General features: G+C 55.7%; 11 protein-coding genes. 8 read left to right on the top strand and 3 right to left on the bottom strand.

Annotation, left to right across the window (positions count from 1 at the left end; translation table 11 throughout):
- The first annotated feature begins 1 nt into the window (after window position 1).
- Window positions 2-988 carry an NAD-dependent epimerase/dehydratase family protein gene (locus MK323_00115; protein ID MCH2480570.1) on the top strand — a complete coding sequence of 329 codons (987 nt, stop codon included), beginning with the start codon at window positions 2-4 and terminating at the stop codon, window positions 986-988.
- Between the two features lie 24 nt (window positions 989-1,012).
- Here MK323_00115 and MK323_00110 read toward each other — a convergent pair whose 3' ends face one another.
- From MK323_00110 to MK323_00100, 3 genes are read right to left on the bottom strand one after another with little or no spacing between them, the layout of a single operon-like run.
- Entirely contained in the window at window positions 1,013-1,978 is a 966-nt protein-coding gene (locus tag MK323_00110; protein ID MCH2480569.1) for an NAD-dependent epimerase/dehydratase family protein, read from the bottom strand.
- Between the two features lie 37 nt (window positions 1,979-2,015).
- Window positions 2,016-2,804: a dimethylsulfonioproprionate lyase family protein gene (locus MK323_00105; GenBank protein ID MCH2480568.1), complete on the bottom strand. Its 789-nt coding sequence runs from the start codon at window positions 2,802-2,804 to the stop codon at window positions 2,016-2,018.
- Between the two features lie 44 nt (window positions 2,805-2,848).
- A complete protein-coding gene (locus tag MK323_00100) occupies window positions 2,849-3,691 on the bottom strand; it encodes a fumarylacetoacetate hydrolase family protein (GenBank protein MCH2480567.1) in 843 nt (280 codons plus the stop codon).
- A 177-nt stretch (window positions 3,692-3,868) separates the two neighbouring features.
- Between MK323_00100 and MK323_00095 the strand changes: the two genes are divergently transcribed.
- The 7 genes from MK323_00095 (at window position 3,869) to MK323_00065 (ending at window position 11,494) form a co-directional block, all read left to right on the top strand.
- On the top strand, window positions 3,869-5,464 hold the full coding sequence (locus MK323_00095) for an ABC transporter substrate-binding protein (GenBank protein ID MCH2480566.1): 1,596 nt from the start codon (window positions 3,869-3,871) through the stop codon (window positions 5,462-5,464).
- A 321-nt stretch (window positions 5,465-5,785) separates the two neighbouring features.
- A complete protein-coding gene (locus MK323_00090; GenBank protein MCH2480565.1) occupies window positions 5,786-6,625 on the top strand; it encodes a peptidyl-alpha-hydroxyglycine alpha-amidating lyase family protein in 840 nt (279 codons plus the stop codon).
- Window positions 6,626-6,654: 29 nt separating this feature from the next.
- Window positions 6,655-8,118: a D-aminoacylase gene (locus MK323_00085; protein MCH2480564.1), complete on the top strand. Its 1,464-nt coding sequence runs from the start codon at window positions 6,655-6,657 to the stop codon at window positions 8,116-8,118.
- Window positions 8,119-8,130: 12 nt separating this feature from the next.
- Entirely contained in the window at window positions 8,131-9,117 is a 987-nt protein-coding gene (locus MK323_00080) for a dipeptidase (GenBank protein ID MCH2480563.1), read from the top strand.
- Between the two features lie 274 nt (window positions 9,118-9,391).
- The gene (locus tag MK323_00075; protein MCH2480562.1) at window positions 9,392-10,144 is read left to right on the top strand and encodes an SDR family oxidoreductase; all 753 of its coding nucleotides are present in this window, start codon (window positions 9,392-9,394) and stop codon (window positions 10,142-10,144) included.
- Window positions 10,145-10,166: 22 nt separating this feature from the next.
- On the top strand, window positions 10,167-11,075 hold the full coding sequence (locus MK323_00070) for a DMT family transporter (protein ID MCH2480561.1): 909 nt from the start codon (window positions 10,167-10,169) through the stop codon (window positions 11,073-11,075).
- 59 nt (window positions 11,076-11,134) lie between these two features.
- Window positions 11,135-11,494, top strand: coding sequence for a hypothetical protein (locus MK323_00065; protein MCH2480560.1), 360 nt, complete (start codon window positions 11,135-11,137; stop codon window positions 11,492-11,494).
- Window positions 11,495-11,571 lie beyond the last annotated feature (77 nt).

The raw sequence follows: 11,571 nt of genomic DNA, 5'->3' as shown, positions 1-11,571 counted from the left end.
AATGAAAGTGGTGATTACTGGCGGGATGGGATTTATTGGTGCACGTCTCGGGCGCGCTCTGTGTGAGCGGGGTCGGCTTACCGGGGTGTCGGGACAGGAGGAGCCCATTGACGAACTGGTGTTGTTTGATTCAGTCGAGATACCGGGTCTTTTTGAGGAACGCGAGGGCGATACTAAGGTCACAATCGTTGCTGGAGATATATCCGATGGACAGACCGTAAGGAAACTCATCGACAGAGATGATATTTCGGTCTTCCACCTGGCATCAGTCGTCAGTGGGGGGGGTGAGAAGGATTTCGATCTAGCCATGCGGGTGAATCTGGATGGTGGGCGTCATGTGCTGGAAGCCTTGAGGGCTCGGGACAGTCAGGCCCGAATGGTATTCGCCAGTTCAATGGCAGTATTCGGTGGATCCAGGATGCCCAGCATCGTAGGGGATGACGTCAAGCAGACGCCTCAGACAACCTACGGAATAACCAAGACCATGGGTGAACTGATGATCAATGATTACACCCGTAAAGGTTTTATTGACGGCCGGTCAGCGCGTCTTCCGACCGTGATCATAAGACCCGGAAAACCTAATCAGGCGGCATCTAGTTTTGTCAGCGGCGTATTTCGCGAGCCGCTCAATGGAGTGGACTTTGAATTACCAGTGTCTGTTGATACCGTCATGCCACTTCTAGGTTACCGCGCCATCGTGGACAACATCATCCGTCTGCACGAGCTGGAAAAAGATCGGCTCATGGATGACCGGGCGGTGAGCCTGCCGAGCCATACCGTTTCAGTTCAGGACATGATCGATGCGCTCCACGCCGCGGCAGTTCATCGTAGTCTGGGCCAGATCACAGTTAACCCCGACCCTTTTATAGAACAGATTTGTGCAGGTTGGCCCCAGGAATGCGAGCACTCTCTGGCAACTTCTCTTGGTTTCACAAAAGAAGACGCCCTCGAGGAGATCGTTAGTTACTACATCGAAGACTATCTCTGATACTGAGTATCAGGGGACTGAATCTTAAGTTGACCGCGGTAGACGACCGTCTTGGAGGGCAGCCTGGAAATGTCGAATGGTTTTTTCAACACCGACTGTAAGCGGTGTATCGGGAATCTCGCCGAGGGTTTGTCGAAGTTCGGTGTCGACCTGCCCGTCCGGGAAGGGCAGTCCGTCGGACTCATGGCTGACTTCAGCATCCGGCAACACGGCGTGTATGGCTGCAACGACCTCTGACATGTGTGCAACCGCGCCACGAATATTGAACACGTCTGAACCTTCAATAGCGTGCCTGGCCGCCTGAATAAACAACTTAGCGATATCGTCGACAAACTGAAAGCCGTTAGAGCCTCCAAAGCTGATGTGATAGGCCTCTCCGCGGGCGGCAGCGAGCATTGCTTGGGTTGGGGTAGAGGTCATTCCCTGGTCGCGGCCGGGCCCATAGACCGTATAGGGTCGAAACCCAATGCTGGCAATGTGGTCATCGCGCCAATACACCCGGGCTGAGCCTTCATTGGCTTGCTTGTAAACACCATAGTGATTGAGTGGGTAAAGCGGTGTGTCGTGTTGGACCAGGCTCTCCGTGTACATGTCTTTGGTGCCATAGACACCGACGCTGCTGGCATAGACCAGTTGTCCTATCCCTGCAGCCTTAGCGGCTTCGAACATGTTAACTGTGCCTAAAACGTTCACCGCCGCGCCCACTGGTGGATCAGCTTTGCAGAAGGGGACCTGTAGGGCACCCAGGTGAATAATATGGGTTGCTTCGGAGTCGGTTAGTGCATCCCGGACCGTATTGGTCTGTGTGAGATCACCCTGGATAAAGGTAACACGTGCTAGCTCATCAGTCGTCATAATTAATTCTAGGCGGTGGCGATCGGTACTGAGGTCAAACACGGTTACCGATGAGTTTTCCTGGACAAGATTGCGGACGACCCAGGCACCGATGCAGCCCATTGCGCCGCTCACGAAAAAATGCTGTTGTGCCATGGGTCTATCTCCTTTCTTGGTAAATCCCTAAGCGCTGTCAGGATTGATTGTTATTCGGTTGGAGAGCGATTATCTCGGAATCAGGTACTTGCTCACTCGCGGTCTTAACCCAGCTGGCATCGCTGCTTCTTTCCCAGGCATCACGCCGCCAGCCCCCGTTGTCCTGTCGGTGCCACCACCAGTTGCGCCCTCCGAATTCGCCCAACCACACCCACAATATAAGGACAGGTCGGTCATCCATGGTAAGGGCATGAAGCCGATTTGATGGCGTCAGTGAAACCTGCCCTGGCAAAAGAGTTTCGGGCTTGCCATTGATGCCATGCTGAATCTGGACACTCCCAGATGCCGCAAAATAGATCTCAGTACTCTGGTGCTGGTGAAGCGGATAATGCAGTTCTTTCCGAAGCAGAAATAACCCGGCCAAAACCTGATCAGATTGAACTAGTCCCCGATGGGGGCCAATCAATCGTGCTGCATACATGCCTGAAGCCAGATCCCGCATCGGGCTGCTTTCCTTGCTGTCTGAAGTCTTATCATCGTTGTAGATTTGATACCAACTGGCAGCTTTGGCAGCCATCACAACAGCATCATTGAACGACCGGGTTCCATTTAGTTCGCCGAGTGCTTCATTTAACCAATCCGCTGCATCTTTCGGCAGAGTAGATCGGGTTTCCTGGGTATCGTCGGCATCACCCACGATCTCTAAGGCGTGTCGGAAACGATCAATATTGTCTTTGACGTTATCGCTTGGTTGGTTAGTGGGTGCCTCTGCATCGGCTAATGCAGCGACAAGCTCGGAAGCAAACTTTGAAGCGATCTTAGTCATATCTACGGCATCTCGGATAGATGTGGGATAGAAGCCAGAATGGCCTAAGCTTCAACTACAGTTTGGTTTTGGACGCCTAATCCGGCTACGCAAGTCTGGACCTTATCACCGGCTTTAAGAAAAACCGGTGGGCTCATCGACTGGCCAACGCCAGGCGGTGTGCCGGTAGCGATCACATCACCGGGTTGCAGACTCATGCATTGACTGAGATAGGAAACGATGGTCTTTACAGAAAAAATCATCGTCTCTGTATTTCCGTCCTGCATTCTCTGCCCATTCACATCGAGCCACAAGTCTAGTGCCTGAGGGTCAGATACCTCGTCTCGCGTCACCATCCAGGGTCCAACGGGGCCGTAGGTATCACCTGATTTTCCTTTGGTCCAGTTGCCCTGGCGTTCGAGTTGCCAGTGTCGCTCTGAGATATCATTAACCACGCAATAACCCGCGACATGATCCAACGCATCTTCTTCAGTCACGTATTTGGTGTGTGAGCCGATCACTATTCCCAATTCAACCTCCCAGTCTGTTTTTTCAGACTCTCGGATCAGCTCGATGTTGTCATTGGGTCCCGAAATTGCACTGATCGCTTTCATAAATACAATCGGCTCCGTCGGTATCGCCATACCGGATTCTTTTGCATGATCTGAGTAGTTCAGACCGATACACACAAGTTTACCGATGTTACCGACGCAAGTGCCAAGTCGTGGTTCACCTGTCACGGTCGGCAGCGATTCTGGTTCGATCCCGGACAACTGTTCAATGGATCGAGGTGAAAGTGTCTCACCATCGATATCGTTAATGACGGACGACAGGTCCCGAATGCTACCATCCTGATCGAGCAGGCCGGGTTTCTCCTTACCTGCAGAGCCGTAGCGGAGCAGTTTCATAATGATCCTCGTGTATTGTTGGTTTCACCAGGCGTGCTTATGAGTGACCTGGAATTTGTAATATATCTGAGTCAGGGGTATGCTGCACCAGGTGGGTGATCGACTTTGGGGAATTAAGTTGTTACTTCGATGATCCATGTCTGTTTCCACAACCGAAATACTTGAAGGAGGCAAAACATGTTGAGAAAAAATGTTAGGAATATTCTGAAAGTTGGTGTCTGCTCGGTCTTTGCGAGTATGGTTCTCGGTCTCAGTGTTGGACCGGCAATAGCGGAGAAAGTGCTCCGTGTTGCGCCGCATGCGGATCTCAAGAACCTAGACCCGATTTGGACCACGGCCTACATCACACGAAACCATGGCTACATGGTGTACGACACCCTGATCGCGATGGATTCTAACTTAATACCCCAGCCGCAGATGCTCGAAGGCTGGAAGGTCAGCGACGATAGTTTGACCTATACATTCACCTTGCGTGAGGGCCTGGCCTGGCATGACGGAGCGCCCGTGACATCGGCAGACTGTATCGCCAGTATTCAGCGCTGGAGCAAGCGCGACGGCATGGGGCAGAAACTGGCCAAGTTCACCGAGTCCTGGACGGCCAACAACGACAAGACCTTCACTCTCAAGCTCAACGAGCCTTATGGTCTGGTGCTCGATTCACTCGGTAAGATCTCGTCCAACGTACCGTTCATGATGCCCGAACGACTGGCCAAAACCGATGCATTCGAGGCAGTGCCAGAGGTTATCGGTTCAGGACCCTTTGTGTTCGACAAAGATGGCTATATACCGGGCGTCAAAGTTACCTACCGGAAGAACACCAACTACAAGCCGCGCTCTGAACCCGCCAGTTACGCCGCCGGCGGTAAGGTCGTCCACTTCGACACGGTCGAGTGGCTGTATATCCCTGATCCGGCGACTACCATGAACGCCCTGATTGCTGGTGAGATCGACTTCTGGGAGACCCCGTCTCCCGACCTGGTGGCGGGAATGGAAGGCAACCCCGATATCACCATCAAGGTGATCGATCCCCTGGGGACCCAAGGCTGGTTGCGGCCAAACCATCTAAATCCCCCGTTTGATAATGCAAAGGCACGCCAGGCCTTGCTGCATATGGTCAAGCAGGAGGACTACCTGCAGGCGATTATCGGCGATCAGAAGTTCTGGCGGACCTGTGCTGCGTACTTCATGTGTGATACGCCTCTGGATACGGACATTGGTTCCGGGCCCCTGATGAATCAGGACCTGGACGAGGCCCGTCGCTTGCTCAAGGAAGGCGGCTACAACGGTGAGACGCTGATCCTGATGGATCCGACCGACATCCCGGTTCTGCACGGTGCCTCACTGGTGACCGCGCAGATGCTGCGTAAGATCGGTGCCAAGGTCGAAGTGCAGGCGATGGACTGGAGTACTCTGACCTCCCGGCGAGCCGAGACCAAGAGCATCGCTGACGGGGGCTGGAACATCTTCCACACCTATAGCACTGGCGCTGATGTGGCCTCGCCAATTGCTAATATCGGTATCTCCGGTGGTTGCGTGGAAGAGGCCTGGTTTGGTTGGCCATGCGACAAGATGCTGGAAGATTTGCGTGATCAGTTCAGTCGTGAAAGTGATCCCGCGAAGCAAGTCGAGATCGGAATAGCGTTGCAGAAAAGAGCCTACGAAGTCGTACCGTACGTCAACTATGGCCAATGGTTTCAACCAACGGCCTATCGCTCATCCCTCAAGGGTGTGCTGATATCACCGGTACCTTTTTTCTGGAACATCGAGAAATAGGGCAGTCCTGACCTGAGGCCAAATCGTTATTGGTAACAGGTCGGAAATTTGGTTGTATCCGGGCCACCATCCCTTGTAGAGGGGTGGTGGCCTTTTTATGTGCCTGTAAATGACGTGGGCAGCTCAAAGACAATCGAAAATATGGATTTTATTCTGCGTTTATGCTTTATGATCGGTAGATGGTGAATTACAGGCCGGACTATGCTACCTGGACAGGCCCAGGTGTAACTTGAATGGGCAGGTTTCCCCCCAATTCAGATAGAAAAGTCCCAGTGACTATTTAATCTAACAACCCGCTGAACAGGCTAACGATTAACAATCATGCGTGATGATATTGTCGTGACCCTGGGGGGTCAAACCTATGCCGTCGAGTGCCCCTGGGGGACATTGCCCGACGGACAGACATTCGGCCCGGTCAGTCAGTTGGCGGTCGATTCGCGGGACCGAGTCTACGTCTTTCAGCGCTCCAATCCCCCGGTGCTGGTGTTTGATCCAGACGGAACGCTGGTCGACAGTTGGGGCGAGGGTGAGTTCTCTGATGCCCACGGCATTTTCATCAACCGCGATGATCTCGTTCTGTTGGTTGACCGTGATGCACACCAGATTCTGGCCTGTGAGACCTCAGGCGCGGTGCGCTTCCGCCTGGGTCAAAGGCACCGACCGCAGTTCAATGACCCTTTCAACCACCCGACTGATATCGCCCAGGCACCGAACGGCGATTACTACGTCTCGGATGGTTATGGCAATTCGCGAGTGCACTGTTTTGCGGCCGACGGAACGTTCCGGTTTTCCTGGGGTCGGCCTGGAGGGGGTCCGGGGGAGTTCACCACACCACATGCGGTTTGGGTCGACTCGGCCGAGCGAGTGCTGGTCGCGGACCGGGAGAATAACCGCGTACAGTTGTTCGATCTGGAAGGCCGATTCATCGAGGCCTGGACGGATTTTTTTCATCCGATGGACATATACGCAGACCCGGCTGGTAATGTCTTTGTGACTGATCAGATTCCAAGGCTTTCCATGCTGTCGCCGGACGGCACCCTGATCGGACGCTGTCGGCCAGTCCGCTTCGGCGCACACGGAGTGGGCGGGGACAACGCCGGAAACCTGTACCTGGCCGAGACCGCACCGTTGGACTGTATTACGCGGCTGAGGCTGTTGTAAAAGACGACGTAATCACCAACGGACAAGATATGAATGAAACACTGAACCAGTGCGACCTGCTGATCACGGGTGGGCAGGTGATCGACGGGACGGGATGTCCTGCGATAACAGCCGATGTTGCGCTACAGGGCGATCGTATAATCGCGGTCGGTGACCTTACTGTGGGAAAAGCCGAGGCAGTGATCGATGCAAGAGGCAAGGTGATCACACCAGGGTTCATCGATGTCCACACGCACGACGATCGTCTGCTGCTGGTTAATCCCGAAGTCACTCCAAAGCTGAGCCAAGGTGTGACCACTGTGGTGGTTGGCAACTGTGGTGTTAGCCTTTCACCTTGGCTCAGCGACCGAGCACCGCCGCCGCCGCTGGACTTGGTGTTTCCGGACGGAAAAAATGGTGCACACTTTTCAACATTCCATTCCTATTCGACAGAGCTCGCCCGCCGGCCGGCAGCGATCAATGCACTGCCGTTGATCGGGCATTCGACCCTGCGCTGCGGGGTCATGGATCGGCTAGACCGGCCGGCAACCCAGGCCGAGATCGAGCAGATGCGCGCTCTACTTCGTGAGAGCCTTGCTGCCGGTGCCGGCGGATTTTCTACTGGACTTTTCTACCCCCCCAACAAGGCGGCCCCGGCGTCAGAGGTTGAAGCGCTAGCCCGAGAGTTGCCTGCTTTTCAGGGGGTCTATGCTACCCACATGCGAAACGAGGGCGATCTACTGTTCGAATCACTCGACGAGACTTTCGACACGGCCCGTCGGGCGGGCTGCCCGGTGGTGGTCTCTCACCACAAGTGCCAGAGCAAGGCGGTGTGGGGTCGCAGTGCCGAGTCTTTGGCCCGCATCGAAGCCGCGGCCGCTGAACAGCCCGTCGGCTTCGACGTGTACCCCTATGTCGCCGGCTCGACTGTGCTGCTGGAGGAGTTGATAGAACCTTCTCGGCGGATAATCGTCAGCTGGTCAGCTGCGGTCCCTGAGGCGGGTGGTCGTGATTTGGCGGACATTGCTGCGGAATGGGGCTGTTCCCTGGGCGAGGCCATGACGCGTCTGCAACCGGGCGGCGGTATCTACTTTTGTATGGAAGAAGAGGACGTCGAGAGAATCCTTGCCCATCGCATGGGCATGATCGGTTCGGACGGTATCCCTCACGACAAGCACCCCCATCCGCGACTGTGGGGGACGTTCCCCCGTGTTCTTGGTCATTACAGCAGGGACCGCCAGCTGTTCCCGCTCGAAGAGGCGGTACGCAAGATGACCGGGTTGTCGGCCCGGACCTTTGGTCTTGCCGGTCGCGGCGTTCTCGAGGCGGGGGCTTTTGCCGACCTAGTTGTCTTTGATCGGTCCCGCATTGCAGATTTGGCAACATTCGAGCAGCCGACCCGCGCAGCGGCTGGTATCGGCTGCGTAATTGTGAATGGCGCCATCGCCTGGCAGGAGGGTGCTGGCACTGGGTCCCGGACGGGGCGCCTGCTCAAAAACCCCCGCATTACCTGAGAGCTATTAGCCATGAATGCCGAAGAAATTCATCGGAATGCGATCGTCGTTGACGGACTCGTGATCTCTAAGTGGAGTCGCGAGGTCTTCGAAGACATGCACAGTGGCGGCATCACCGCGGCCAACTGCACCTGCAGTGTCTGGGAAGGGTTACACGACACGCTAGTCAACGTGGCTCAATGGAAGTCATGGTTTAGCGAGCACGCAGACATCCTGCTGCCAGTACACACGACGACCGACATAGCAAAGGCCAAACGCGAAAACCGGGTTGGCATCATCCTTGGCTGGCAGAACACCAGCGGCATAGAGGATAGGTTGGAACTTATTGCTGTGTTCAAGTCGCTTGGGGTAGGGGTGATGCAGTTGACTTACAATACCCAGAATCTCGCCGGCAGCGGCTGTTATGAAAGCCATGACAGCGGCCTTTCCGATTATGGGCGCGGTCTGATCGATGAGATGAACCGAGTCGGCGTAGTGGTCGACTTGTCGCACGTGGGTGCAAAGACCAGTGAAGACGCGATCCGCTATTCAAAGGCGCCGGTGGCGTACAGCCACTGTTGCCCGGCTGCGCTGCTCGATCACCCCCGCAACAAGACCGATGCTCAGCTGAAACTGATCATTGAGCACGGTGGTTTTGTTGGCGTCACCACCTACCCTTCATTCCTGCCTCGGGGTGCTGAGTCGACCGTCGATGATTGTGTTGCGGCAATTGATTATGTGGTTGATCTGGTGGGCGAGGATCGGGTTGGAATCGGCACGGATTTTACTCAGGGTCAGGATGCTGCATTTTTTGACTGGCTCAGCCTGGACAAGGGCCACGGCCGCAGACTGATCGTCCGAGACTGGGATGTTGCGCCGCAGCCGGTCGGTCTGCAGCGGCTTTCAGAGTTTTCCAATTTGACTGCCGCCATGGTCCGCCGCGGTTGGTCCGAGACTCGAATTCGCAAGGTGCTGGGCGAGAACTGGGTATCGTTTCTGCGCGAGGTTTGGGGCGAGTAAACTCGATGTATTCCAACGGCCACCTTGGCCGTATTTCCAATGTCTCTGGTCTCTCGCCTGCACGGGCGTGCGCCCGGCTGTGTTTTGTTTTTTCACTGAGCATAAATCGCTTGATTTGTCCGGATCAAGCAGATGCATTACTGTCGATTGGTGTGGGATGACAGGGTTCTATTTAGGCATTAAGAGCCAGAGGAAATCCGGCTGGGCAAAAAAGCTCGGCTGAAATGGTTCGGTTAGAATGCGCCGCTATCGTTAGCATAAGGAGAGAGATAGGATGACGGATCAGGCGCTGGGCCGAGTGGCTCTGGTGACCGGCGGATCGCGAGGCATTGGCCGCGCGATCGCCGCGGCCTTGGGCAAGCGGGGCGTGAAGGTGGCGATCAACTGGGTAGCCAATGAATTCGCGGCGCAACAGACGCTCGAGCAGGTGCGGGCCAGCGGCGGTGACGGCGCTACATACCGAGCTGATGTCGCTAGTGAGCCAGAGGTTGGCAAGATGGTCACAGCCGTCGAGTCGGATCTTGGACCCATCGACATGCTGGTCACCAGTGCCGGCATCATGGAAGCCGGCGGTTACGAGCATCTCGACCTGGAGACTTTCCGGCAGGTGATGCGGGTCAATGTGGAGGGCACCTTCCTGCCCGTGATGGCGGTCAAGGACGGTATGATCGCTCGGGGCCGCGGCAGCATCGTTTGCATCTCGTCGATCGCCGGGTTGCGCTCGAGGCCGCGGATAATTGCTTACAGCACCTCGAAAGCCGCAGTGATAGGGTTCGTGCGCAGCTGCGCCGGGGCTTTTGGTCCCAAAGTTCGGGTCAACGGCATCGCGCCGGGCCTGATCCAGACCGACATGACCGAGAGCATGGACCCGGATGTTCTAGCCGGAATGGAGCAGGAGGCCTTCGTCAAACGGCTCGGGGTGCCGGAGGATATCTCCAGTGCGGCGTTGTTCCTGTTGTCCGACGATGCCGCCTTTGTCAGCGGCCAGACCTTCGTGGTCGATGGTGGCCGGGTCACTCTGCCTTGAGTGTAAAGATTCCGCTCGAAACTTGACTGACAGGAAGGCTAACCTTTCGGCCGGCCTGCCGCTTCAGGCTGTCCTGATCAGTATCGCCATCCATGTGTTGTGGGGCGGCAACCCGGTAGCCGTCAAGCTCGGCCTGGCAGTGTTCCCGCCTATGTGGAGTGCATTCATTCGATTTGCTATTGCAACGGTCTGTGTGGCGGTATGGGCAGGGTACCGCGGTATTCCACTGTGGCCAAAGCGAGTTTACTGGCCAGTTCTGTTGCTGGTATCGACGGTGTTCACGATTCAGATCGGAATCATGAATATCGGTTTCAGCCTGGCGAGCGGTACAGTATCGGCTGTACTGCAGTCGACCAACCCGTTGTTCGTTGCGCTGTTTGCGCACTTTCTTCTTGCTCAGGACCGTCTGGACGGGCGCAGAGCGGCCGGTCTACTGATCGCCTTTGTCGGTGCTGTGGCGGTCCTCTTGGGTGGCACAGGTACGGACGGACTGGGTGTCATCGGGGCGGGCGGCTTCGTCGTGCTGACAGGGTCTATGCTACTTGGTTTGCGCCTGGTTCTGATGGTCAAGCCACTGCGGACTATCGGTGAGATACCCGTGGTGTTCTGGATGATGGTCTTCAGCTTGTTACCGTTTGGAACATGTGGCGTGCTGTTCGAATCGGTGCGCTGGGAGAACCTCGGCTGGATACCTGTTGGCGGCCTCCTCTACCAGGGGATGGTCATCGCGGGTCTGGGTTTCATGGTGTTCTCATACCTGATGAAACGTTACTCACCCAGTGTGGTGGCCAGCTTCAATTTTGTCTCGCCGATATCCGGAGTGCTGCTCAGTGTGTGGATGTTAGGCGAGTCGGTGACTGCCAGCATCATGATTGGCGTTGCCCTGGTGGGTGCCGGACTCTATTTGGCCACAGGCGGCAGACGCGAGTGATCCGTACCTGTATTATCGACTGACAGAACAACCCCGCCAGACCATACAGGAGGCTTGCCATGGCACAACAGGCGCGTTATCTCTTCACCGCGAGCATGGATGTCAACCCGGACAAGGAAGCCTTGTTCAACGAGGTATACGACACCGAGCACGTTCCACTGTTGTCCAGGGTACCTGGCGTGATCGCCGTGCAGCGGCTGATCAGGGAACCATGTACGATCGCAATCGGCGGCGAATTGCGCGAGATCGATCCCAAGGACGAACCTCGTTACAGTGCCACCTACGAAATCGAAAGCCCTGATGTCCTGACCACCCCTGAATGGGCTGAAGCTGTTGAACAAGGGCGGTGGCCCTCTGAAGTTCGGCCGTATACTCGCAATCGGCGCCACACTCTGCATCGCATAATGTCGATCGAATAAATGGGATTGTCTGTATCGTTTCTGGCAGTACTCATTTCCATGGGAGTGCTCGTCTATGCTTCACACCTAACGGAGAG

The organism is Gammaproteobacteria bacterium, assembly GCA_022450155.1.
Classification (GTDB): Bacteria; Pseudomonadota; Gammaproteobacteria; order Arenicellales; family UBA868; genus REDSEA-S09-B13.
This window is presented reverse-complemented; position numbering and strand designations above follow the sequence as displayed.

Bases quoted from the DNA above. Each gene is read 5' to 3' on its own strand.
- MK323_00090 (MCH2480565.1), top strand. From the start codon at position 5,786: ATGCGTGATGATATTGTCGTGACCCTGGGGGGTCAAACCTATGCCGTC.
- MK323_00065 (MCH2480560.1), top strand. From the start codon at position 11,135: ATGGCACAACAGGCGCGTTATCTCTTCACCGCGAGCATGGATGTCAAC.
- MK323_00085 (MCH2480564.1), top strand. From the start codon at position 6,655: ATGAATGAAACACTGAACCAGTGCGACCTGCTGATCACGGGTGGGCAG.
- MK323_00100 (MCH2480567.1), bottom strand. From the start codon at position 3,691: ATGAAACTGCTCCGCTACGGCTCTGCAGGTAAGGAGAAACCCGGCCTG.
- MK323_00075 (MCH2480562.1), top strand. From the start codon at position 9,392: ATGACGGATCAGGCGCTGGGCCGAGTGGCTCTGGTGACCGGCGGATCG.
- MK323_00110 (MCH2480569.1), bottom strand. From the start codon at position 1,978: ATGGCACAACAGCATTTTTTCGTGAGCGGCGCAATGGGCTGCATCGGT.
- MK323_00105 (MCH2480568.1), bottom strand. From the start codon at position 2,804: ATGACTAAGATCGCTTCAAAGTTTGCTTCCGAGCTTGTCGCTGCATTA.
- MK323_00115 (MCH2480570.1), top strand. From the start codon at position 2: ATGAAAGTGGTGATTACTGGCGGGATGGGATTTATTGGTGCACGTCTC.
- MK323_00080 (MCH2480563.1), top strand. From the start codon at position 8,131: ATGAATGCCGAAGAAATTCATCGGAATGCGATCGTCGTTGACGGACTC.
- MK323_00095 (MCH2480566.1), top strand. From the start codon at position 3,869: ATGTTGAGAAAAAATGTTAGGAATATTCTGAAAGTTGGTGTCTGCTCG.